Consider the following 24,168-nt stretch of genomic DNA (forward strand, 5'->3'; position numbering starts at 1 on the left):
CTAGTCTTTCAGATTTGGCCCGAACACACCGAGAACCATCGCATCGGCGAGGACCACATCGCCGGTCACGAGGTCTGGAACCAGCTGGGCCATCTTCGCCCAGCCCTCATAGGCCTGCGGCAGCTTGCCCAAGGTCGGCAGGTGGCCGTGCGCGTGCATGCGCGTGGCCAGCGCGAAGACCATGGAGATCACCGGCGCCAGTGCCCAGCGGTTCTGCGGATCATCGGTATCCACCCCGTCGAGGCGTTCGAAGCGCACCCGCGCGGACAGGTACAGCTGGCGGTTCGCGGACTTGATCCGGCGCAGCACCGCCACCGCTGTGGTCATCAACGTCGGGTCCCCGAGCAGCTCGGAGAGCGCCACACGGTGGGTGAAGGTATCGAACACGGCGATGAGTCGGCTGTTCTCGTCCGAAATCGCACCCGGGACCAGACCGGCGTCGCCGAAGAACATGGCGAGCACCGCCTTCTGCTGATCCTCGTTCATGTGCGCGATCTGGACGGTGGTGGCGTCGATGCAGGAGTTTTCCAGGGAACGGTCGTGCCCCATCTCCAGGGTCTTGACGGCCCCCTCGCCCGCGGTGGCTGCCAGCTGCTTCTTCAGCGCCTTGATGCTCGGCAGCTGCTCGGCGTCATCCTCATCCAGTCGAGCGATCGCGCCCAGGATATCCAGGGCGTGGATCCATGGGGTGCCGATCTCGTCCCGCTTCTGCTCCGCGGGGCTCATCAGCTCTTCCTGGGTGACGTCAAACGAGGAATGCACCAGGCCGGAGGCGATGAACTGCGCCGGCCGATCCGCGGTGGCGACCAGCGAGCGTCCCATCGCGTGCACCGATGCGCGCGCATCGTGGGTCAGCGCCTCGCGCACCCGCTGAGAGAGCGGAGGCGGCACCTGGGCGCGCTTCTGCAGCCAACCGGCCTGCACGTCCCACAGGGTCGGCAGGATTTCTGGGTCGGACGGTGCCTGCTCGGCCTGACCGACGAGGAAAGCAGACAGGTGCGACCACGGGGTGTCCTCCCCTCGCCCGAAGTAGCCCTCGGCCTCGACGGTCTGCGCGCGCTCGCCCGGGCCGGAGGGGGGACGGAGGAAGGAGAAACGATCCGGGGCGAACAGCTGAACGGCGAGCGGACCGGCGTCCTGCAGTTCGGCGGGAAGCTCGACAGGCTCACCCGTGGCACCGATGGTGACGGTACGGGCGGGCTGCCACGGTGCCGTGACGGGCCAGACCCACGCACTCCAGCAGCCGAGGTCGGGGGCGTCAGCATCCGCGCCCGTGTCGAAGACGAGCGAACCGTCGGCGTAGGACACATTCCAGGTCGGTGCCGGGACGATGTTTGCCAGCCGGACGGAGACGCGGCGGCGGGCCACCGAGTCGATGAACTCCAGCTCGAAGCTGCCCTGCGACAGCACGGCGAGGGAAGACGCTGCGGCGGCGAGCTCCGCGGACCAAGTGATGTTGTCCTCCGTCTCCAGCTTCAGCGTGCGCACCGGGGCGCCGTGGCGGTCGCGGATGACAAGGCTAGGCCGCTCGAGCGGCAGGTCCAGGGGGCTGCCGGGGCGGACGCGGAACTTGGTGTCCTGGTCCAGCCAGGAGGAGCTGGTGCGCACGGCTTCCGTGCGCCACATCGGCTCCTCGCCACGCAGCGTGAGCTGGTAGCGCAGCCGTGGTGGGTGCACCACAACCGGTAGCGCGTCGCCGGCATCGGTTTCCACGACCGTGGTGACGTACTTCTGATCGGGGCCGACGGTGGCTTTCACCCGGCGGGAGAAGGGCTTATCACCGGCGAGCAGCTTCACCGTGGTCGGGCTCAGTCCCCCGGCCTGCGGCAACCGGGTCAGCGCGGAGGGACCATCGATTTCGACGTCGGTGCTGAGCCCCTCGACCAGTCCGTACTCGTGCCGGAAGGACTCGTTACGCGGTCCACGCAGGCGCACCAGGTACTCGCCGGCCCATGGGCTGTCATAGGCCTCCGGGTCAAAGACCTCGAAGGACCCGCCCTCCGGCGGAACCTCAAGGGGTTCCTCATCGGCGACCGTGTCGCCGTACTCGCCCGGGCCCGCGTAGGCACCGATCGTCAAGAACCAAGTCTCGACCGCTCCCGACTGGGTCGGCGGGAACTCCACAAGAAGTGACTCCGAATGGATTGGCCGACCGGACTGGGTGCGCAGACCCGGGACGGGTTCGCCGAGCTCAACGAACCGCACGCGCTGCCGCGGGTCGACGGCGCGCACGCTCCCGATCGACGGGCGGCGCTCCCCTGGGCGTTCGAGGTGTAGCGAGAGAGCTTCGGAGAGATCGAGCAGGCGGATAGTCCAGCCTTCCCAGGCCTTGACCTCGTGCTCCTCAAGTACCGGGATCTCCTGATCACGCACCGGGTCCACCGCGCGGGCGTCGGAGGGGCAGACCACCCACACCGCAGCGTGGTGCAGGGTGGCCATCTCCGTCAGGTCGCCGCCGCGCTCGGTGAAGATCAGGCTGGGATTATCCGTGCTGACCATGGAAACCTGCCACTGCTCTCGGGAGGCAACGTTGCGCACCCAAATCTCACGCAGGGGCCGGCGCACCGGAATGTCGAAAATCTCGCTGGTCTTCGCGCCCGGGCGGTCCGCCTTGCTGGTGATGAATGCGGACGGGCTGCCGTCGAAGTCCAGGCGCCAACGCACCTCATCGGGGTTGGTGAAGTGGCTATCTGCCAGCTCTTGCTCCGGCAGGCGCAACAGCACCCGGCGGCGCAGCACATCGAGGCGCAGGCGCGGTCGATCCTCCGCGTGGGCCACGCCCACCGTGTAGCGGCGATCCACGGTGCCGATGGGGCGCTCCCGCAGCTCCGCCGCGATCTCCTCGGCGACCAGCGGGCAGACGGAGTTCTTCTGCAGCGCGCGGTGCCACTGCCCTTCCACGGCCCCCTGGTGCACCACCCGGACGACCGGCTCAATCAGCTTTTGGGCCAGTTCCGGGGAGGTCGCGCACAGCGGCCCTAATTGCAGTCGCTGGGTCGCAAGCTCAGCGACGACCGCCGCTGCCTCCTCGCTCAAGTCCTCGGCAGCCTCTCCCGACATGCGGCGGGTATCGATCAGCTCGATGAGCTCCGGTGTCCAGTCGCTGGCGATGCCCACGTGCCCGAAGAGCCGCCCCATCTCACCGTCCGGGCCACCCGCCAGGTTATCCATCGGGTCCAACCCAGCAGCCTGCAGAACCTCCGCGAAGTGGCCTTCGATGAGCGCCACCCGATCCTCGGTGGCCTCCAGACCGAGCCCGGCCCAGAATTCGGCGGCCACCTGGGGAACCTCGTTGAGCTTCGCGGCCCGCGAGATCAGCACTGCGGCGGTCAGCGCCGGGCAGGTCTGCAACAGCGCGGCATCGTCCGCGCCGGCAGCGATCTGGCGGCCTAGAAAGGTGCCATAGAAGCGGGTGAGTCGCTCGAGTTCATCACCATTGATGTCCAACTCCACAAAAAGCTGGACGTCCTTGAGCTTCGTCGCGAGTTCCGCCTCGGCGCTGGAGGCCCAGGCGAGGAGCGTGTCATTCAGGTCTGCAATCGGGCTGGTAGTCACGTCCGCCAATCCTAGCCTCTGGCCCCGCGGCGATTCCGCGCGCCCCGGCCCGCTCCCCCTGTGTGCGGGCTGGCCTGGGCTAACCGGCTTCCAATGGCTTCATGCGCTGCGAAATAACGCGCGTCACGCCGTCCCCGCGCATGGTCACGCCATAAAGGACATTGGCCACATCCATCGTCGGCTTCTGGTGTGTGATCACGATCAGCTGGGAGTCCTTCCGCAGCTCCTCGAACAGGGCGATAAGGCGGCGGAGGTTGACGTCGTCCAGAGCGGCCTCGACCTCGTCCATGACGTAGAAGGGGCTCGGGCGAGCGCGGAAGATGGCGACGAGCAGGGCCAGTGCGGTCAGCGACTTCTCACCGCCGGAGAGCAGGCTCAGCCGCTTGACCTTCTTGCCCGGCGGGCGCGCCTCGACCTCGATGCCGGTGGTGAGCATGTCCTCCGGATCGGTCAGCACCAGTCGGCCGGACCCGCCCGGGAAGAGGGTCTCGAAGACCTTGGGGAACTGCTCCTCCACGTCGTGCCAGGCGTCCACGAAGAGGGTGAGGATGGTGTTGTCCACGTCCTTGATGACCCCGTTGAGGTCCTCGCGGGCGCGCTGTACGTCGTCGAGCTGGCTGGCAAGGAAGGAATAGCGCTCCTCCAGCGCCTTGTACTCCTCCAGAGCCAAGGGGTTGACCTTGCCGAGGGAGTTGAGATCCTTCTCCGCCTGCTTGAGCTCCTTACGGGCTGTGGCCTGGTCGAAATCCTCCGGCAGCTCGACGGCCAGCAGCTGCTCGGGAGTCATGGTGAGCTGCTCCATCGCGGATTCCGCGGCCTGCTCGAGCTTGAGCTGTGCCTGGTTGCGTTTCAGCTCCGCCTCGTGCGCCCGCTGGGTGACCGCCCCGAGCTGGCTGTTGTACTTATTGACCTCAGCCTTTTGCTGGCGCATGCGTTCCTGCCATTGGCGGTGTGCCTGCTCGGTCAGGGTGCGGGACTCCTGGGCACGATGGAGCGCATCAGCAATGCGCTGGCCGACCCGTTCGGCCTGTTCCTGCACGATGAGCGCGGCCTGACGCTTAGCTTCGCGGCGGGCCCGCGCGATCTCGTGCTGTTTGCGCGAGGCCTCCTCCTGGCGAGCCTGGCGCCGCAGGTTTTCCGCCTTGCCGCGGGTGGCGGCGGCGCGTTCCTCCGCGGTGCGCAGCTGCAGACGCGCGTCCATCTCCATGGCCTTGGCCTGTGTGAGTTCCTGGGCCGTGCGGTCGCGCTGCGCGGTGGAAGGCTCCTCTTGTTCTTCCGGCTCCTGCACGCGCGAGAGTCGGTCCCGAACCTCGGCGAGTTCCTCATCAGCCTGCCGCGCCCGCTCCTCGGCCTGGTTGCGTTGGACGGTGGCGCGCTCGACGCTGCGGCGCGCCGATTCCTCCGCGTTCTCCGCCGCCTTGAAGCGATGCTGGGCCGCCTGGACGCGTGCCCGTTGTTCCTGGACGGCGGCCTTGGCGCTGCTGGCTGCGGCGCGGCGCTCGGCGGTGGTTTCCAGCGCAGCGTCGAGGCTTGCCTTCAGGTCGGCGAGCTGTTCCTTCTTTTCGGCGACGTCCGCGGTGGCCTGGTCAATCTTCGCAGCAAGCTCCACCGCTGGGGTGGCTCCCCCGCGGCCGGCCGCGAACCAACCGGGGCCGAAGAGGCTGCCGGCTTTGGTCACTGCCCGCAGCCTGGTGTCGGCGGCCACGACGCGGCGAGCCTCAGCGGCGTCTGCCACGGCGACCACGTCGACGAGCATCGCGTTCAGCGCGGCGGCGACCTTATGGCTGGGCTCGATGACGTCCAGCAGCCACTGCCCCGCGGGCAGGGTCACATCGAGACGCCAGCCGGCCGTCTCCTTGGTTTCGGAGCCGGATTCGATGACGAGGGCGCGGCCCTCATCGCTGCCCTCGAGCGCACTGAGGACTGCGTCGTCCGATGCAGTCACCACCCCAGTGGGCGCGATCGCGCCTAGGACGGCAGCCACTGCGGCGGACCAGTCGCCGGTGACCGTGATGTTCTCCGCCAGGGTGCTCACCGCATGCCCCTGCTCCTCGGCGGCGGAGGTCGCTCGGGCGGCGCCGTCGGTGGGGCGAAGCCGCTCCTGCCAGCCGGTGATGGTGGCCTCCAGGCCAGCGATCTCGCGCTCCAGCGCGCGTTCCTGGTTGCGTAGCTCCTCTGCGCGCTGCTCGACGGTCTGCACCTCGCGGGCGAGCTGCTCTGCGGTTGCGCGGAGTTCCTCGCCCCCACCTTCGATATCCGCCAGCGCGTCGGCGGCTTCCGCGAGTTCCTCACTGAGGTTTTCTAGCTCCTCGGTGTGCTCGCCCACAGCTTCCTCGCTGCGCTCCACCTCGGCTTGTGCGTTAGCCAACCGCTCGCTGGCTGCTTCCTGGCGGGAGAGCAACCGCACCACGCCCTCACGCCGGTCCGCGATGGCCCGGACCTGGGCGAGGTGCTCGTTTTCTGCCTGCCGGGCAGCGTCCTGAGCCTCGGCGACGGTCTCCCTGATGCCCTCGAGTTTCTCCTGGGCAATCTCGACGGCCTCGTCGAGCTCCTCCTGTTCGGCATCTGCCCGCTCGGCGCGCTCCAACAGATGAGCGGGGTCGGGTCCCAGCCAGGCGGTCTCTTCGCTGGCCTGAGCGCGGTCAGCCGCGATGCGCAGGGAGGCGGAGTTCTTCTCCGCGACCGCCGAAAGTCGGTACCAGAGGGTGCGGGCCGACTCCGCGTCCTCCAACGCGGTGCGCAGCTCTTCCTCCACCTCGGCGAGCTCACCGGAGTGCTCTTCAAGCTGCTCGGTGAGGTATTCGCGCTCCTCGATGAGCCGCCCGGCCTCGGCGTTGGCCTCGTGGAGGTTCTCCGACAGAGTGCGGACGTGGTGGGCGGCCAGCACCGTGCGACGGTCCCGGATGGTGGCCTGCACGGTGGACGCCCGCTGAGCGGCGTCAGCCTGTCGGGCCAGGGGCCCCAGCTGGCGGTGCAGCTCGTCAGTCAGGTCCTGGAGGCGATCCAGGTTGGCCTGCATGCCGACCAGTTTGCGCTGCGCCTTCTCTTTGCGGCGCCGGTGCTTCAGCACACCCGCGGCCTCCTCGATGAAGGCGCGGCGCTCCTCGGGCTTGGACTCCAGGATTTGGGAGAGTCTGCCCTGGCCGACGATGACGTGCATCTCGCGGCCGATGCCCGAGTCGCTCAGCAGCTCCTGAATATCCATGAGCCGGGCTTTGGCCCCGTTGATCTCGTATTCGCTGGCTCCGTCGCGGAACATGCGGCGGGTGACTGCGACCTCGGAGTACTCGATTGGCAGCTTGCCGTCGGAGTTGTCGATGACGAGGGTGACCTCCGCCCGCCCCAGCGGTTTGCGGTCACCGGCACCGGCGAAGATGACGTCCTCCATCTTGCCGCCGCGCAGGGTCTTCGCCCCCTGCTCCCCCATCACCCATGCCAGGGCGTCGACGACATTGGACTTACCCGAGCCGTTGGGGCCAACGACCGCGCAGATCCCTGGCTCGAGTTTCAGGGTCGTCGAAGACGCAAAGGACTTGAATCCTTTGAGAGTCAACGACTTGAGGTGCATGCGGTTATCTTATCGTTGCGTGCGGACAAGCTCTAAGCACAGGCTCGCGCGTTAGCGACGCTCGAAGCCGATCGCACCCTTGGGTTCGCCCCACAGTTCGACGACCGTGGTGACCTGTCCCGGGCGCTGCGGGTTCGTCAACGCGCCGGGTTGGAGCCGGTCGAGCAATTCTTCGGCCAGGTGTCGCGCCCCCTCCGCGACAACGAGCACCCGCCCGTCCGGGTAGTTCGTGGCCGAGCCTGCCAGCCCCAGGGCTTTGGCCTGGCCGGCGACCCACCAGCGAAAGCCGACGCCCTGGACGTGGCCGTGGCACCAGGCGGTGAGGCGGACCTGTGGTTGCTCAGTCACTTCCGTTTCTCCTTAGCTCGCCATATTCCGGGCGCAGTCTTCTCGTCGCTTTTAGGTGAACTCGCGCAGGGAGCGGCGCTCGAGCCAACCGCGGCGGGTCGCCGAGTCGGAACCGTCCCAGACCTCGACGTTCTTCGCCTCAGGCAGCATATCCCGGTGGAAGACCGGGTCCAGACCCTGCTTGCGCTGATCATTGAAGTTCTTCAGCAGCTTGAAGACGATGCCACCCAGCGGGACGATCGCGATGATGTTGATGATCGCCATGGTGCCAGCCATCGTGTCGCCCAGCGCCCACACCAGCGGCAGGGAGCCGAAGGCGCCGAAGAACACGAAAGCGATCACGCCGAGGCGGAAGATCGTCATGACCTTCTTCGACTCGGAGAGGTACTCGATATTGGCCTGGGCCAGGTAGACATTGCCGATGACCGAGGAGAAGGCCAGGAAGAAGAGGATGAAGGTAATGAAGTGCGCGCCCCACGCGCCAACCGAGTCGGCGAGCGCGGCCTGAGTCAGGGACACGCCCTGAATGTCGTCGCGGCCGTAGGCCACGGCAGGGCCCAGCAGCACCACAAAAGCCGTGATGGTACAGACAACGAGGGTATCGAAATATACACCGAGGGTCTGGACGAGGCCCTGCTTGACCGGGTGGGAGACGGTCGCGGTCGCGGCGGCGTTCGGCGCGGAGCCCTGGCCTGCCTCGTTGGAGAACAGTCCGCGACGCATGCCGATGCCGAAGGCCATGCCGATGCCCGCGCCCGCGACCTGCTTAATACCGAGGGCGTGGCCGACGATGAGCCCGATCATGCCGGGCACCTCGCCGAGGTTCATGAGCACGACGATGAGGCCCACGATGATGTAGGCCACGGCCATCAGGGGTACGACGATCTGCGTCACGCTGGCGATGCGGGTGACACCACCGAAGATGACGAGCGCGGTCAGGGAGGCGACGACGACCGCGACGATCAACTTGAGGGTCATGGAGTCACTGTTGAGGGACACACCCACCGCGTCGACGATGGAATTCGTCTGAATCGCGTTGTAGACGAAGCCGTAGGTGAAGGACAGCGCTACGGCGAAGATGACGGCGAGCGGCTTCCAGCCTAGGCCGCGGGTCATGTAGAACGCCGGGCCACCGTGATAATGGCCGTCGGCGTCGCGGGACTTCCACAGCTGAGCCAGGGTGGATTCCACGAAGGCGGTGGCGCCACCGACGATGGCAATCATCCACATCCAGAAGACCGCGCCCGGCCCACCGATGGAGATCGCCAGCGCCACGCCGGCGATGTTGCCGGTACCCACACGGGAGGCGGCGGAAATCGTGAAGGCCTTGAACGCCGAGATGCCGACGCGCTCGCCATCCTTGACCTCGTTGCCCTGCTCGTCGCGGGCGACCGGCGGCTTCTCCGCGACGGCCTTCAACATCGCGGGCAGCAGGCGGACCTGGACGAAGAGGGTACGCAAGCCGAAGTAGATGCCCGCGCCGATCAACAGCCACGGGATGATGTTCCAGATGACACCGTTGATCGAGCCATCAACGAGCTCAGTGAGTTTTTCCATAGGGGCATTGTAGAACTCCGCCACCAATTCTTGGAATAGCCTGCCCGCTACCCAGCCCCGTTCTGAACGCTAGCTGGACTGACACTGCGGACAGAAGTGCGAGGAGCGGTTCGTCCACTGCACCCGAGCGATCGGTTCCCCGCAGCGGGGGCACGGCTTCCCAGTCCTGCCGTAGGCGTTGAGCGAGCGGGAAAAATAACCGCTCGCGCCGTTGACGTTGACGTAGAGCGAGTCGAAGCTGGTCCCACCCTGGGCGAGCGCCCGGCGCATCACCGCCTCGGCCTGCTCCAATACCGCCACGGCATCGCGCTGGCGCATGCCCCGGGTACGTCGGCCGGGAGCAACGCCTGCTGCCCACAGCGCCTCGTCGGCGTAAATGTTTCCGATGCCTGAGACCAGCGTTTGGTCCAGGAGTGCGCGCTTCACGTCGGTCTTCTTCGCCCGGAGGCGCCGCGCCACGACCACCGGGTCAAAGACCGCCTCGAAGGGATCGGGGGCGATGTGCGAGACCGGCACCGGCACCCCCGTAAAGCCCCCGTGCGGGTCTGTCACGACGGGCGTGACCTGCCACTGGCCAAAGGTGCGCTGATCCACGAAACTCAGCACGAGATCCTTCTCTCCCACGTCGACCAGCGCAGAAATCCGGACGTGCGTGGTGGGCAGAGCCGGATCAGCAGCCGCATGGATCAGCATCTGCCCGCTCATCCCGAGGTGGACGAACAGCGCGTGGCCACTATCCAGCACGAGCCACATGTACTTGCCCCGGCGCTCGATGGTCTGGATGCGGGCGCCGTCCAGAAGCGCGACGAGTTCCGCTGCCCCGCCAGGCTGGGCGCGAACGGCGCGGGGGTGACGGACGTCGACGTCGTGAATAACACCACCGCGGAGGTGCTCTTCCAACCCGCGGCGGACGACCTCCACCTCAGGCAGCTCAGGCACGGTTGCCGAGTTCCTCCACCATGGCGCGAGCCGCCTGGTGCTCCGCTTCCTTCTTCGTACGCCCCTGGCCGCGAGTGCGCTCCTTGCCGTCCAGCAGGAGCGTGGCGAAGAAGACCTTGTCGTGCTCCGGCCCGGAGGAGGTGACCTCGTAGTCCGGCATCGGCAGATCGTGTTCGCGCAAACGCTCCTGCACGGTGGTCTTCCAGTCCATGGTCAGCCCCACGGTCGGGGCCTTGTCGATCATGGACTTAAACAGCCGCAACACGGTCGCCTTCGCAACAGCGAAGCCGTGCTCCAGGTAGATCGCGCCGAGGATTGCCTCGACGGTGTCCGCGAGGATGGAGTCCTTATCCTGCCCGTCGGTCTTCATCTCGCCGCGGCCGAGCAGGATATATTCCCCGAGTCCGAGGCTGCGGGCCAGGCCAGCGAGCGCATACATGTTCACCACACCCGCGCGCATCTTGGAGATATCGGACTCGCTGCGCTGCGGGAACTGCGTGTACAGCTGCTCGGCGACCGAGAGCCCGAGCACGGCGTCGCCGAGGAACTCGAGGCGCTCGTTATTCGGCACATTGTCATTTTCGTGCGCGAAGGAACGGTGGGTGAGCGCCAACCGTAGCATCTCGTCGGAAAGCTCGATCCCCCATGCCTGAAGCAGCGGGGCATGGTCGTGCTTGGAATATGCGGCGCGAAGTGCTGCCTCGCCGGTGAGCCTACGCTTGCGAGCCATCGTCACCCCCGGCCAGGCGGGACTTAATGGCGGACAGGCCGGCCCAGCGCGGGTCGACCTTCTCCTCTTCCGCTTCTTCCTCGGAAATGCCGTCCGGCTCTGGGACGTTGGTCTCGCACTCGAGCCCGTAATCAGCGCAGACGGGGTTGAACGGGGCGTTGAGCCCGGCCTCGTTGAGCACCGTCTGCGTCAGGTCGATGCGGTCGTCCTCGACCAGAGGCGGCAACTCGTCGCCCTCCTCGTCGGAGTCCTCGTCCTCGGTCGTGATGAAGTCAGCAGACATGCCGAAGACCTGGTCGACCTTGATGCTGAGGTCCGTCGTGAAGCGGCGGAGGCAGCGACCGCACTCGACGCTGGCCTGCCCGCTGACCGTCCCCTGGGCCATGATGGCCTCGCCCAGGTTGGTGAGGATCAAGTCGATATCAACGCTGGTGCCGGGGGCGATTCCGAACATTTCCCCGCCGAGGTTGTGCGGGGTTTCACCGGTGGTGTGAACGTGCTCCGGGCCACCTTGCTGGCCGAGGATGTCCTGAACATCGAGGATGAAGGGGTTGCTCATACCCCTTTTGTACCCGCTTTAGCCTCCCCGCCGCCATTTGGGATGACGCCCTGTTCGCTTCGTCCCGCGCGTTGAGCCCGAGGTTTAGCCCTCGTAGCTGTGGTCCCCGTAGTTGGAGTCGCTGCGCAGCCCGGAGACGCCGGCACCCTTGCGCAGTGCGGCGCGATCGCGGCCCACGCTGCGCAGGGTTGCCGAGAGGGATTCCTCGAACTCCGCGAGGGTCGAGTCGACGTAGCGGTCGCACTCGTTGCGCAGGCGGTCGGAGTCCGCGTGGGCGGATTGCACGATGCGCTGGGACTCGGCCTCCGCATTGCGGACAACCTCGGATTCGGACACGAGGCGCTGCTGCTCGGCAATGCCTTCGTCCACGGAGCGTTGGTAGGAGTCGTTGCCCGCCTTGATGAGGCGGTCGGATTCCGCGGCGGCGCGGGAGGTGACGTGGTCGTATTCGTTGCGAGCCTCGGTGACCAGACGGTCAGCTTCGTCCTCGGCCTGGGCGACCGTGGTGGTGGCGCGCTCTTCGGCGTCGCGCACCATCGCCTCCGCGCGGGCGTGTGCCTCCTCAAGAATCCGGTCGCGCTCGGCTTCAGCGTCGGCGACCATGCCGTCGGCGCGATCCTCAGCGTCGTGGAGGATCTTGTCGCGGTGGTCGAGGACGTCCTGGGCGTCGTCCATCTCGATGGGAATGGCGTTACGCATCTCGTCGAGGATGTCGAGCACCTCGCGGCGCGGCACCATGCAATTGGATGTCATGGGCACGCTATAAGCCTGCTCCACCATGTGCTGGAGATCGTCCATGCCTTGGAAGGTTTTGTACATGTCCCCCACTATTCCATGTTCCAGGGCATCACCCGCGGAGAAACACACCGGTCACAGGAATTAACAATTTTTTCTTTCGCTGAGGCCGGTGCGGAGCGGCCGACTAGGATTCGGCGAACTTCGCCTTCACAGCCTCGGCCACTGGCTCCGGCAGCAGCCCCGAAACGTCCCCGCCGTACTTCGCGACTTCCTTACAGAGGGTGGAGGACACGTAACCGTACTCCGGGCTCGTGAGCAGGAAGTAGGTATCCGCCCCCGAGAGTCGCTGGTTCATCTGAGCCATCGGCAGCTCGTACTCGTAGTCCAGGGAGCTGCGCAGGCCCTTAACGAGTGCGGAGATGTTGTTCTCGGTGAGGTAGTCCACCAGCAGGCGGTCCCACGTGTCGATCCGAATGTTCTTCGGACGCCGCTCCTCCGGCAGGTCTGCGATGGCTGCCTCGATGAGCGCCACCCGCTCCTGCTCATTGAACAGCCCGTTCTTGTTGGGGTTATAGGTCACCAACACGATGACCTCATCCCACTGGGCCGCAGCGCGTGTGAAGATGTCGAGGTGACCGTTCGTCACCGGGTCAAAAGATCCTGGGCAGACTACTCGCATGGTGTCTTAGTGTAGCGCTGGCCGCCCCGCCGGGCACCTGGTGCTCCCCTCCCCTCCATTCGATGCGAGCGGCTTCAGCCCCGCCAGATCGCCATATCGAAGCGCGCGATGCCGAAGGTGCGCTTCTTCACCTTCTGCCCCGTCGGCTCGAATCCTTCGGGCCATGCCGTCTCCGGGCTCTTGCTGTTTCTTTCAACGACGACAACGGCGTCCTGCGCCAGCGTCGGAATCAGTGCTGCCAGCATCTCCGCCACCGCGTCATCGGCCAACTCATAGGGCGGATCGGCGAGCACCATCGTGTAGTGCTGCTTCGGCGCAGTCGCCAGGAAGGTCTTGGCCTTGGCGTGAACCACGTGGGTGTCTGGATGCCCCACCGTCGCGATATTCCGCTTGATGGTGCTAACAGCCCCGTCGAGGGCCTCCACGAGCGTGACCTCCGCCGCACCCCGAGAGGCGGCCTCCAGCCCCAATGCCCCCGAGCCGGCGTAAAGGTCGAGGACAACCTCCCCGGCCAGCCCAAAACGGGCCTCGAGGGAAGAGAACAGCCCTTCGCGAGCCCGGTCGGAGGTCGGCCGGGTGACCTGCTTGGGGATCTTGATGCTGCGGCCTCCAGCCTGTCCGGCGATGATGCGGCTCATTAGTGCTTGGCTCTCCTATTCCTCTACGCACCTGCGACTACCCTAAGATCGCGTTGCAAGGCTCCGAGGAGCCTATCCGCGCTGGATATACGCCTGGTCTTCCAACTCGATGTCGGCGACGAGTCGCCGGGCTAGCTCTTCCTGCTTCGCCACCAGCTCGCGGGCGTAATTCTTGGCCCGCATGATGATCTCACCATCGCTGGCGAGGTTCAGCAGGCTCGCTCGGCGGGAACCGGCCCCTGATTGATCATCGCCGAGGATATCTCCCTCGGTTCGCTGCTCGAGGTCCAGCTCGGCCAGCGCGAAGCCGTCGGTCGTCGCTGCGACCGCCTCAAGTCTGTCATAGCTGGCAGACCCCGGCAGCGTGGTGGTGTGCAACATGCACCAGCCATCGGCCGAGCCTCGGCCGATGCGGCCACGCAGCTGGTGCAGCTGGGAAACACCAAAGTTTTCGGCATCGATGATCACCATCACCGTCGCGTTCGGGACGTCCACCCCGACCTCGATGACCGTGGTGGCAACCAGCACATCCGTGCGTCCCTCCGCGAAACCCGCCATCGCGGCGGCCTTCTCCTCGGGCGCCATCTTGCCGTGCAGCACGTCCACCGTGCAGTGCGCCAACGGGCCCGACGCCAGCTTCTCCGCCCAGGCCAGAACCCCGTCCTCGCCCTCGATGCGCGGCACCACGACGAAAGCCTGGTGACCGGCGGCGACGTCCTCGGAAATTCGCTGCCACATGCGATCCACCCACGCGCGGCGACCGGCCTGGACGACGGCGGTGCGCACCTCACCTCGTCCACTCGGCAGCCCAGGCAGGACGATGGGTTCGAGATCACCGAACATCGTCATCGCAACGCTGCGGGGAATCGGTGTGGCCGTCATGACCAGCATGTGCGGAGTCTTGCCTGCCGCGGACTTGTTCTTCAGATAATCGCGCTGCCGCACGCCGAAGCGGTGCTGTTCGTCGACGACCACGAGACCCAGGTTGAAGAACTCCACTGAATCCTGGATCAGCGCGTGCGTGCCCACCACGATGTGGGCCTGGCCGCTGACGATGTCCAGCAGCGATCGGCGGCGCACCTCGGAACTCTGGCTGCCGGTGAGCACCGTGATGGTGATCGGTAGTCCCTCGACCAGGCGGGTCAGGGTCTGCGCGTGCTGCACCGCCAGCACCTCCGTCGGGGCAATGAAGGCGCACTGCAGGCCGGCGTCCGCGGCCGCCACCATCGCCAACGCGGCGATCAGGGTCTTGCCGCTACCGACGTCTCCTTGCAGCATGAGGTTCGCCGGCACCGTGGAATCGAGCGCTTCGGCGACCCGGTCCCACGCGCTCGTCTGCCCCTCGCTCAGCCGGTAGGGCAGGCTATGGATGAAGGAGGCCAGCAGCTCGGAATGCAGCGCATCCACCCGCGGCGAGGTGCGTCGCGTGGAGTCCGCCGCCCGCAGCGCCATGATGAGTTGCAACTCGAGGGCCTCATTGAACTTCAACCGCTCGATCGCCGCGCCCGGCCCCTCCTCCGGCGGCTGGTGAATGCCGCGCAGGGCGGCGTCGAAACGGATCAGCGGGGCACCGTCGGCACCGGTCGGCCACGCGGGCACCGTACCGGCGGCAACCTCCCCACCGGTACCGTCCGCGCTCGTCGTTACAGCGGCGGGGTCCGGGAGCATCTCCGGGATCGTCTCGCCCCCTGGTGTCGGCGCGAGCGGCCCGCGGAGGACCTGGTCCACCACCCCGATCAGCTCCGCGGTCGAAGTACCCCGCTTGCGCGGATAACCAGGCAGGTAAGGCATGCGCAGCAGCTCCTCCGCCGCCTCCTGGCTTCCCGCGATGGTGACGATCGTCTTCAGCGAGCCATAAGCCCCGAAGCGCGCGCTGGGGCCCGGGTCGATCGTCACATAACTCGGATTCTTCAGCTGCCACTGGTTGCGGAATGTATCCAGCTTGCCGTGCAGCAGCAGGATCGCGCCGGGCTGGAGCACCCCCAGGTGCATCTTGGGGTTACCGAAGAGCGCGGACTCCATCTGCACGCTGCCATCGGTGAAGCGGAAGCGGATGAAGGTGCGGGGCCCGCGGCCCGAGAAGTTCTCTTTCTGCTCGACCCCCAGGATCTGCGCCACGCAGGTGTACATCTCGCCGGGCACGAGCATGTCCAGCTGGTCCGACGTTCCCAGCCTGGCGTAGCGGGTTGGGAAAGTCAGCAGCACATCCTGAAGGGTCTTCAGGCCAGGCTTATCCGCCAGGTTTTTCGCCCGGTCGGGGGTGGTCGCCGTGGTGAGCGGGCGGGTGTCCTGCCAGCCGAGCATCTACTCGACACCCACCTGAACCGCAGTGCCCAAGCCTCGGGCGTGATGCTCGTGGAACTCCACGCCGGGGTGTTGTTCGCGAGCACGCTGCACGAAGGCTTTCACTGCGTCGGCCACAGCGGGATCGGAGGTGATGAAGGTGACGAGTTCCCCACCATCGGCCAACAGGTCAGCCACAGTCTGCGGCAGCTGTTCCGGCGGGCCCTGCCACCAACGCTGAGACACACTGGCGTCCAGCATGTCCGCCGTGTTGTCCTCCCAATCGTTCGTCGGATCGAACACCGCGAGCGCGGCCAGGCCCCCGACCAGCGAGTCGGTGTCGATGATGTTGAGCTGGCGGTCACTGCCCTCCCGCTGGGCTACCTCCAGGATGGCGGCGGGGTCTGCCCCATTGGTGAGCACGGCGATATCACCGTCGGGCAGCTGCTCCAGTGCGGTGCGGGTCTGTTCTTCGCTGGCTACCGGGTCGAGGCTGACGGCTCCCACGGCCGCGAAAATATCTTGCTCATCGCCCTCACCGGAATCGCCCACAGCACCTTTCTCGCCCTCGTTGTGGCCGGGCACCAGGGCGATGATGGGCCGGGACGCCCGGCGCGTCGCGGTTGCGAGCCTCCCGGGCTGGCTGGGCAGCACCTCGATGCGTAACTCGGTCACCTGCCCCAGGCCGAATGCCTTTTCGAGCAAGGCACCGGCTTCCAGCGTGTGGACGTGCACCTTCGCCTGCTCCTCGGACACTGGGGCGACAACGATTGAGTCGCCATGGGTGGCGAGTACCTCGCGCAGCGGGTCGACGTCGCCGTGGAAAAAGAAGAGCAACTCCAGTTCGGCGGGAACACCGTGGGATTCGGCGTGCGTACCAGATGCGCTATCGCCCCCGGGTGCCTCGTGCTCCCGTGTGCTGGAGCCTGTCACCGCTGTCCCCTCGGACTTCCCAGTCAGGACGTCCTTCAGCGCTTCGAGCATGAGAATGAACCCTGCCCCGCCGGCATCGTAGACCCCGGCCTCGGCGAGCACCTCGAGCTGGTTGGGGGTATCGAATAGCGCCTCGCGGGCGGCATCGAGCGAAGCGTCGACGATCGCGCTCATCCCCTCGCCCGCCTCATGGGCTGTGCTCGCACCGTTAGCTGCCTGGCGCAGGACGGTGAGAATCGTGCCCTCCACGGGGGCGGCGATGGTGGACTCGGCAAAGCCCACGGCGTCCCGGAGCATCCGAACCAGCGCGGCGGCATCGATCGGCCCCTGGGCGGACGCATCCGCGAGGGCACGGAATACCTGGCTCAGCACCATCCCGGAATTCCCGCGCGCTCCCTTGACCGCGCCCGTGGCCAGCAGCGCGGTGATGGTTGGGAGGTTCGCGTCGGTGGCGTCCTCCGGCTCCGGCAGCGTGCCCTCGTCGACCGCCGACTGGAGTTCCTCGCAAGCGGCGCGGACGGTGTGGGCCATGTTCGACCCGGTGTCGGAGTCCGCGATGGGGAACACGTTGATGCGGTTGATTTCCGCCTGAGACTCCTCGAGCAGCATCGCTGCCCGGTTCACCCAATTGGTGACGGCAAGCGCGGAAATCGTTTCGGACATGCCTGCCAGCTTAACGGTCGAGGCTCCAATCCACGGGATCGGCACCCTGGGCCCGCAGGATTTCATTGGCACGGCTGAAGGGTCGGGAGCCGAAGAATCCGCGGTAGGCAGACAGCGGTGATGGGTGCGGGGACATGATGCAGCGCTCGGGCCCGATGATGCCCGCCAGTTGCTGGGCCTGTTTGCCCCAGAGAATCGCGCAGAAGTGCTCGTTGGCTGCGACCTGGCGGACCGCGGCCTCGGTGATGGCCTCCCAACCCAGGCCCCGGTGGCTATTCGCCTGTCCCGCGAGCACCGTGAGCACCCGGTTGAGCAGCAGCACCCCCTCGTCCAGCCAGGGGCTTAGGTCCGCGGTGGTGGGCCGGGGTAGGCCCAGGTCTTCGCTGTATTCCGTGAAGATGTTCTGCAGGGACTTCGGGATCTGCTCACCTTCAGAGGAGAACGCGAGCCCCACCGCGTGCCCCGGGGTGGGATATGGGTCTTGCCCCACGATGAGGCACTTCACGTCCGCCGGATCGACTTCGAAGGCCCGCAGGATGTATTCCTCCGGCGGGAGGACCTGCTGGCCCGGCGCGTGGGCGGCCTGAGCTTTGTGCAGGGTTTCTTCCAGCCCGGGCAGCTGCCAATTGGGGTGCACGTAGATCATGGTGGGCCTCCTAGCGGGTGTCGTGGGCGGCTTAGAGTGAGGACCAGCCCGCGGTGTAGACCGGGGTGGCGCGATCGATGGTGACCTTCGGTCCCGAACCGGTTTGCGAGCCCGTGCTCCCGATGCGTCGGAAGCCGGTGGGGATGCGGGCTGCGGTGGTGGCCAGCAGGCTGTGGTCCTCCCCGCCGCTCAAGACCCACTTCCACGGGTCCGCCTGCAGGACGTCTGCCGCGTGCTGGAGCATCTCGTCGGGGGCGATACTGGCCTTTTCGACGTCGATAGTGACCCCGGAGGACGTCGCGATGTGGTTGAGGTCGGAGATCAGCCCGTCGGAGTTATCAGTCATGCTGGCAACCCCGGCTGCCCGGGCGACGGTCCCCTGCCCCGCCACCAGGGTGGGTGCGCAGTGCCAGCTGGCCAGTTCCTGCAGGATCTCATCGTCCGGGATCGCCGCCCGGCTACCGTAGTGGCGCAGCACGTCCAGCCCCGCCGCGGAGTGCCCGAGCTTGCCGTGCACGATGACCTGCTGCCCCGGCGCGGCGCGGTTGACCCGCAGGGCGGGTGCGGGGCCGGTGAGCTCGCCGAGCGCGGTGATGGAGATGAGGAGTTCCTTGCCCTGCACGATGTCGCCACCCACCAGTTCGGCGGCCCAGGGTTCAGCGGCAGCCTCAATCCCCTCGGCGAGTTCGCTAACCCAGCTCAGCGGGGTCTCGCCCGGGATCGCCAGCCCGAGCAGGGCCGCGGTGGGCCGGGCTCCCATGGCCTGGATGTCGGCGAAGTTTTGGGTGATGGCTTTCACGCCGACTTCGTAGGCCGTGGAGTATTCGGGCCGGAAGTGGCGCCCGAGGACGAGGATGTCGGTGCAGCTGACGTGGCGCGAGTTCGGTGCTGTGGGTCGCAGGATCGCCGCGTCGTCGCCGTTGAGTTCGCTCGGGGCCGCGCGACGGATCGCCTGGATGGTGGCCGCCTCCCCCACCTCGCGCACCGTGGGGCCGGTGTATCGGGACATCCGCCCGCCTCCTTATAAGATGTGTGCCTATGAGCACACAGCGTAATCCACGGGGTGCATCCCCGGCCGCCTCGCAGGGCCCGACTACGGGGGCTGATGCCCAGGGCCGTGGAGCAGGGGCTCCCCGTTCACTCGTCACGATCAGTCTGATCCTAGCTCTCGTCTTCACCGTCGCGGTGTTGGGGGGAGCCAAGATTCTTTCGGATCGGCAGAAGTATTCGGACGTCTCGGTCGGTGCTGTCGATGCGCCGGATGCGTTGGCCGCGGAGTGCTCCCAGCTGGTGGAGAAGGCCCCGGAGAATGCCGGTAAGTTCCGCAAGGTGGGCATTCTGGATCCGATTCCAGACGGCACCGTCGCTTACCGGGACACCAACGGCACCCAGCTGACCGTCCGTTGCGGTGTCACGATGCCGGATCAGTACACCGTCATCAGCCCGGTCTCCGCGGCTGAAGGGGCGAGCTGGTTCATCGCCCAGGACGCCACCCCGGGGTCCAGCCTGGCCACTTGGTACTCCGTGTCTGGGGAGCCGACCGTTGCGGTGACGTCCGAGGCAGACGGCGGCCTCATCAAGGACGCGGTGGCGGAGATCTCCCCCGTTCTCGGCGAGGTCGCATCCTCTAAATCCCCCGTGACCCCGGCTGCCCTGCCGCTGGCCGACGAGCCAGTAGCCAAGGATCGTAATGAGCAGACCTGCCATTCCTTCGACGAGGCCCTGCCGGCGGAGATCGCCGGCTTCCGTCGCCTGAGCAGCAAGGAGTTGGGCGAGCTGATGGAGAACAACGCCACGGCCGTGGCCGGCGAGGACGCGCTGCGGGATCCGAAGCTCTCGGACCTCATCGAGCAGGCCAAGCGCGCCGCGGCGGATTCTCTGGTCGTCTACCAGCCCGAGAAGGATGGCAACGAGCCGGTTGTGGTTCGCTGTGGCGTTGCCTTCCCGGAGTCCTATGAGCGCGGTGAGCGGCTTTCCCAGATCGACGACGTTCCGTGGTTCGATGCCCCTGCCCTCGCGCAGGGTTCGACGATCGGTCACTGGTACGCGATCGGCCACGAGGAGGTCGTCGCCGTCGCGATGCCGCAGTTCAGCAGCGGCGATGTGCTGCCCACGGTGACGAAGGCGATTACCGAGAGCATGTCGAAGCGCGCCGAGCGCTCCTAGTACCTCTCGGCGCGTGGTTAACGTCCCGGGCTATTCCGGGGCATCCTCCGCACACGACAACGCCCGCCACGGTAACCGTGGCGGGCGTTTCCCGTTGTCTTAGGGTCTATGAGTGGCGACGCGCCCCGGCGACCAGGGTGGTCAGCAGGTCGGCGTAGCTCAGACCATCAGCCAGGAACATCTGCGGGTACATGCTGATTGGGGTGAAGCCGGGCATGGTGTTGATCTCATTGAGGATCGGGCCGGTGTCGGTGACGAAGAAGTCCACGCGTGCCAGGCCGGTGCAGCCCAGGGCGCGGTAGGTTTCGATCGCGAGCTGCTGCACCCGGCGCGTCGTGGCCTCGTCGAGCGGGGCAGGAATGGTGGCGCTGACGGTGTCGTCGAGGTACTTGGCGTCGAAGCCGTAGAAGCCCTCCTCTCCGGCGTCGGTGCCCTGCAGCATGGCTGGGGAGGATGCGACCAAGGTGCCGTCCTCGCGCTCCAGCACGCCGCATTCGACCTCGGGGCCGGTAATCATGGCCTCGATGATGACCTTCGGGTCGTGGGAGGCGGCCTCCTCGATGGCGGCGGGCAGGTCCTGCCAGCTGTCCACCTTCGAGATGCCGATGGAGGAGCCACCCCGGGCGGGCTTGACGAAGACCGGGAGACCGAGCAGCTCGCGCTCCTCGTCCGTGAGCTCGGCGCGGCCCTGCAGCACAACTTCCGGGCCGGTCGGGATGTTGGCCTCCCGGGCGATCTTCTTGGTGAACTCCTTGTCCATGCCCGCGGCGGAGGCCAGCACGCCGTTGCCGACATAGCGGGCGCCCAGCAGGTCGAAGAGACCCTGGATGGTGCCGTCTTCACCGTTGGCGCCGTGTAGGACGGGGAAGATGACGTCCGCGGTGGCGAAGACCTCCCCGGCGCGGTCACCGGTGACGAAGCGGAATTCGGTGGCATCCCCGGCGGCACCCAGCGTGGGCTGGATGTGCTCGCCGCGATCGGCGACGGTGGGCAGCTCGCGGCCGTCGGCTCGCAACTGTGCGGTATCCGTGGTCCCCGGCACCCACGCTCCCCCGCTGGTGATGCCCACGGGGACGACCGTGAACCGCTCTGGGTCCAGGTTGTCGATGATCGCGCCCGCGGAAATGCAGGACACGGAGTGCTCGGTCGATTGGCCACCGTAAACGACGGCGACGGTGAGTTTTTCAGCTGCAGTCACAGCGCTAACCCTACCCGCTTAAGCCTGCGAATCGCGGTAGCCCACCGCGGGGACGGCGCGCCCCTATCACTCGGGCTTGCGGGTGCGGCCCAACAGCTGGTTGATGATCTCCTTGGGGCTGGCGTCCTCGTAGCAGACCTGCACCACCGCATCCGTGATGGGCATGTCCACCCCGGCCTTGCGCGCCAGCGCCTGGACGGAACGGCAGCTGACCACGCCCTCGGCGACCTGCCCCTTGGTGGCTTCGGCAGCTGCCTCTAGACCCGCGCCCTCGCCGAGGCGCTGGCCGAAGCTGCGGTTGCGGGATAGTGGCGAGGTACACGTGGCAACCAGGTCGCCCATGCCCGCGAGCCCGGCCATGGTGCGCGCATCCGCGCCGAGCTGGAGGGCAAGCCTGGTGGTCTCGGCAAGCCCGCGGGTGATGACGGTGGCATTGGTGTTTGCTCCAAAGCCGCAGCCCGCGGCGATACCCGCGGCCAACGCGATGACGTTCTTGGAGGTACCAGCGACCTCGGCCCCCAGGACGTCCTGGCTGGTGTAGGGGCGGAAATACGGCGCGGCGACGGCGGACTGGACGAAGCGGGCGCGGTCGTCGTCCTCGCAGGCGATGAGGGTGGCGGCGGGCTGGCCCTGGGCGACCTCCTTGGCGAGGTTCGGACCGGTGAGCACGGCGACCCGGTCGCTGGCGACCCCAGCGACGTCCGCGATGACCTGGCTCATCCGCATCCCGGTCTCGTACTCGATGCCCTTGGCCAGGCTGATGATCGTGGCATTCGGCTCGATGTGTTCCCGCCAGCTGTTCAGGTTGCCGCGCAGCGTCTGGGAGGGGACGCCGAGCACGACGATCTCCGCACCGTGAAGTGCCGTGGCGGGGTGCGTCGTCGCCGAAAGGCCTTCGGGAAGGTCCACGTCCCCGAGGTAGGCGCTATTGCGGTGATTGTCGTTGACGTCGGCGGCAACCTCATCGCGGCGAGCCCACAGGATGACGGGGTTGCCGGAGTCAGCGAAAACCTTCGCCACGGTCGTCCCCCACGAACCAGCCCCCATCACTGCTACCTGCACCATCGTGCGAACACCGCCTAAATTTTATGTCCCGAATACCTACGTATCTGATCCTGCATGGCCTCGTATAGGATCACTGTTGTTAAGTCAGCTTCCCAATTCTAGTCCCCGGACGGGAGGATTTTCCTCGTGATCACGAACAACGGCGACGGCGACCTATCCACATCCCTGGCGAGGTCCATCAATGGGCGCGGCCACGTGGCCCGCATCGGCTCCCACCCCACCGAAGAGTTCGAGCGCCCGACGTTCGCTGCCGGCGCGGTTCTGTGGCGCCGCAACGAGAAGGGTGAGCTGGAGATCGCGGTGGAGCACCGCCCCCGTTATGACGACTGGACGCTGCCGAAGGGCAAGGTCGACCCGGGAGAGAACCTCGCGGGCACCGCGTTCCGGGAGATCCTGGAGGAGACCGGCTACCGCGTGGAGCTCGGCTGGTTGCTGGGCTACGTCCACTACCCCGTCCGCAAGCGCACGAAGGTGGTTTATTACTGGACCGCGGAGGCCGTGGACGGTTACTTCGAGGGCAACGATGATGTGGACGACGAGGTCGACGAGCTGCGTTGGTTGTCTCCGAAGAAGGCGCGCAAGTCGCTGACTTACCCGCTCGATCAGCAGGTTTTGGATGCTGCTTTGGAGCTGCTGGCTCTGGGAGCGAACCGCCGGGTCCTGCTGACGCGCCACGCCCGCGCGCTGCCACGGCGGACGTGGAGCGGTGATGACGACAAGCGCATTCTGGATAAGCGTGGCCGTCGCCAGTCCGAGATGCTCGTCTCCCAGCTGGGGGCCTATGGGCCGTCGGCGGTGTTCTCGGCGCGCCCGGACCGCTGCTTCGACACGGTCTCCCCGCTCTCCCAGGCTTTCGACCTTCCGCTGACGGTGTCCTCGACCTTCTCCGACGATCAGGTCGTGACGGACGTCCCGGCGGCTGTTGCTGCGCTGAAGGCCACGGTTGAGCAGCGCAAGGTTGCCGCCGTGTCCTCCCAGGGGGCGGCGATTCCGGCGATGCTGGAGAACCTCTTTTCCGAGAGCGGTATCGAGGTCGAGGACGTGCGCGTGAAGAAGGGCAGCGTGTGGGTGTTGCACTTCAAGGATGATCAACTGCTGGGTGCGGACTACCTAGCTAGCGCGTTGCCGGTGAAGTAATCCGGCTGGCCGGGCACCTGGTGCCCATTGCCGGTGACCTGCCGCCCTATAGCGGCGAGACCCCGCTCCTGATCGGCTCTGTGGCCGACCGGGGCGGGGTCTTTTCGACTTTGCTGCCGCTTAGTCCGCAGTGCGGGCTGGCAGAGTCTTCGGTTTGAAGCTCGGGCGCTGAGACTCGAACTCGGCGATCTGCTCTTCCTTGCGCAGGGTCAGGCCGATGTCGTCCAGGCCCTCCATCAGGCGCCAGCGGGTGTAGTCATCCACCTCGATGTTGAAGGTGTGGCTGCCCAGGGTCGCGGTGCGATCCTCAAGGTTCACGGTCATCTCGATGCCGGGGTTCTGCTCGATGAGCTTCCACATCAGCTCGATGTCGGACTGCTCGACGATAGCGGCCAGCAGCCCGGCCTTGCTGGAGTTGCCCTTGAAAATATCCGCGAAGCGGGACGAGAGGACAACGCGGAAACCGTAGTCCATCAGCGCCCAGACGGCGTGCTCTCGGGAGGAGCCGGTGCCGAAGTCCGGTCCCGCAACCAGCACGGAGGCGTTCTTAAACGCATCCTGGTTCAGGACGAAGTCCGGGCTCTGGCGCCAGCCAGCGAACAGGCCGTCCTCGAAGCCGGTGCGGGTCACGCGCTTCAGGTACACGGCGGGGATGATCTGGTCGGTGTCGACGTTGGAGCGCATCAGGGGCGCTGCGACACCGGTGTGGGTGTGGAACTTTTCCATGGTGTGGCTTCCTTCGTGGGTTCCGTGGGTGAACTTGTGG

General features: G+C 66.7%; 19 protein-coding genes. 2 read left to right on the plus strand and 17 right to left on the minus strand.

Features of this window, described 5'->3' with window-relative positions; all coding sequences use genetic code 11:
* From QP997_RS01580 to QP997_RS01645, 14 genes are all read right to left on the minus strand, one after another.
* Positions 1 to 3,555, minus strand: coding sequence for a hypothetical protein (locus tag QP997_RS01580; protein WP_284845990.1), 3,555 nt, complete (start codon positions 3,553 to 3,555; stop codon positions 1 to 3).
* Between the two features lie 79 nt (positions 3,556 to 3,634).
* Positions 3,635 to 7,123, minus strand: coding sequence for a chromosome segregation protein SMC (smc, locus tag QP997_RS01585; protein WP_284845991.1), 3,489 nt, complete (start codon positions 7,121 to 7,123; stop codon positions 3,635 to 3,637).
* 51 nt (positions 7,124 to 7,174) lie between these two features.
* A complete protein-coding gene (locus QP997_RS01590; RefSeq protein WP_284757691.1) occupies positions 7,175 to 7,471 on the minus strand; it encodes an acylphosphatase in 297 nt (98 codons plus the stop codon).
* Positions 7,472 to 7,522: 51 nt separating this feature from the next.
* A complete protein-coding gene (locus QP997_RS01595; RefSeq protein ID WP_284845992.1) occupies positions 7,523 to 9,028 on the minus strand; it encodes an alanine/glycine:cation symporter family protein in 1,506 nt (501 codons plus the stop codon).
* A 69-nt stretch (positions 9,029 to 9,097) separates the two neighbouring features.
* The gene (gene mutM, locus QP997_RS01600) at positions 9,098 to 9,967 is read right to left on the minus strand and encodes a bifunctional DNA-formamidopyrimidine glycosylase/DNA-(apurinic or apyrimidinic site) lyase (RefSeq protein ID WP_284845993.1); all 870 of its coding nucleotides are present in this window, start codon (positions 9,965 to 9,967) and stop codon (positions 9,098 to 9,100) included.
* Positions 9,960 to 10,697, minus strand: coding sequence for a ribonuclease III (gene rnc / locus QP997_RS01605; protein ID WP_284845994.1), 738 nt, complete (start codon positions 10,695 to 10,697; stop codon positions 9,960 to 9,962). Before rnc ends, mutM begins: the two co-directional genes overlap by 8 nt.
* Positions 10,681 to 11,256: a YceD family protein gene (locus tag QP997_RS01610; RefSeq protein ID WP_284845995.1), complete on the minus strand. Its 576-nt coding sequence runs from the start codon at positions 11,254 to 11,256 to the stop codon at positions 10,681 to 10,683. Before QP997_RS01610 ends, rnc begins: the two co-directional genes overlap by 17 nt.
* 84 nt (positions 11,257 to 11,340) lie before the next feature.
* On the minus strand, positions 11,341 to 12,075 hold the full coding sequence (locus tag QP997_RS01615) for a F0F1 ATP synthase subunit B (RefSeq protein WP_070758832.1): 735 nt from the start codon (positions 12,073 to 12,075) through the stop codon (positions 11,341 to 11,343).
* A 103-nt stretch (positions 12,076 to 12,178) separates the two neighbouring features.
* On the minus strand, positions 12,179 to 12,673 hold the full coding sequence (gene coaD / locus QP997_RS01620; protein WP_070758831.1) for a pantetheine-phosphate adenylyltransferase: 495 nt from the start codon (positions 12,671 to 12,673) through the stop codon (positions 12,179 to 12,181).
* Between the two features lie 74 nt (positions 12,674 to 12,747).
* On the minus strand, positions 12,748 to 13,311 hold the full coding sequence (locus QP997_RS01625) for an RsmD family RNA methyltransferase (RefSeq protein WP_284845996.1): 564 nt from the start codon (positions 13,309 to 13,311) through the stop codon (positions 12,748 to 12,750).
* Between the two features lie 72 nt (positions 13,312 to 13,383).
* Positions 13,384 to 15,615, minus strand: coding sequence for an ATP-dependent DNA helicase RecG (locus QP997_RS01630; protein WP_284845997.1), 2,232 nt, complete (start codon positions 15,613 to 15,615; stop codon positions 13,384 to 13,386).
* On the minus strand, positions 15,616 to 17,190 hold the full coding sequence (locus QP997_RS01635; RefSeq protein ID WP_284845998.1) for a DAK2 domain-containing protein: 1,575 nt from the start codon (positions 17,188 to 17,190) through the stop codon (positions 15,616 to 15,618).
* Between the two features lie 10 nt (positions 17,191 to 17,200).
* Complete coding sequence (locus QP997_RS01640) at positions 17,201 to 17,836, minus strand: uracil-DNA glycosylase (protein WP_284845999.1); 636 nt, start codon at positions 17,834 to 17,836, stop codon at positions 17,201 to 17,203.
* Positions 17,837 to 17,867: 31 nt separating this feature from the next.
* The gene (locus QP997_RS01645; RefSeq protein ID WP_284846000.1) at positions 17,868 to 18,845 is read right to left on the minus strand and encodes a thiamine-phosphate kinase; all 978 of its coding nucleotides are present in this window, start codon (positions 18,843 to 18,845) and stop codon (positions 17,868 to 17,870) included.
* A 29-nt stretch (positions 18,846 to 18,874) separates the two neighbouring features.
* Between QP997_RS01645 and QP997_RS01650 the strand changes: the two genes are divergently transcribed.
* Positions 18,875 to 20,002, plus strand: a complete 1,128-nt coding sequence (locus QP997_RS01650) for a DUF3515 domain-containing protein (protein WP_284846001.1) — start codon at positions 18,875 to 18,877, stop codon at positions 20,000 to 20,002.
* Positions 20,003 to 20,108: 106 nt separating this feature from the next.
* Here QP997_RS01650 and QP997_RS01655 read toward each other — a convergent pair whose 3' ends face one another.
* Entirely contained in the window at positions 20,109 to 21,200 is a 1,092-nt protein-coding gene (locus tag QP997_RS01655) for a D-alanine--D-alanine ligase family protein (RefSeq protein ID WP_284846002.1), read from the minus strand.
* A 66-nt stretch (positions 21,201 to 21,266) separates the two neighbouring features.
* On the minus strand, positions 21,267 to 22,265 hold the full coding sequence (locus QP997_RS01660; RefSeq protein ID WP_284846003.1) for an NAD(P)H-dependent glycerol-3-phosphate dehydrogenase: 999 nt from the start codon (positions 22,263 to 22,265) through the stop codon (positions 21,267 to 21,269).
* Between the two features lie 126 nt (positions 22,266 to 22,391).
* Between QP997_RS01660 and QP997_RS01665 the strand changes: the two genes are divergently transcribed.
* Complete coding sequence (locus QP997_RS01665) at positions 22,392 to 23,402, plus strand: NUDIX hydrolase (RefSeq protein WP_284846004.1); 1,011 nt, start codon at positions 22,392 to 22,394, stop codon at positions 23,400 to 23,402.
* A 120-nt stretch (positions 23,403 to 23,522) separates the two neighbouring features.
* Here the strand turns inward: QP997_RS01665 and leuD are convergent, their stop codons facing one another.
* Complete coding sequence (leuD, locus tag QP997_RS01670; RefSeq protein WP_070758822.1) at positions 23,523 to 24,128, minus strand: 3-isopropylmalate dehydratase small subunit; 606 nt, start codon at positions 24,126 to 24,128, stop codon at positions 23,523 to 23,525.
* Between the last annotated feature and the right edge of the window lie 40 nt (positions 24,129 to 24,168).

The organism is Corynebacterium sp. MSK039 (assembly GCF_030232315.1).
Taxonomy (GTDB): Bacteria; Actinomycetota; Actinomycetes; order Mycobacteriales; family Mycobacteriaceae; genus Corynebacterium.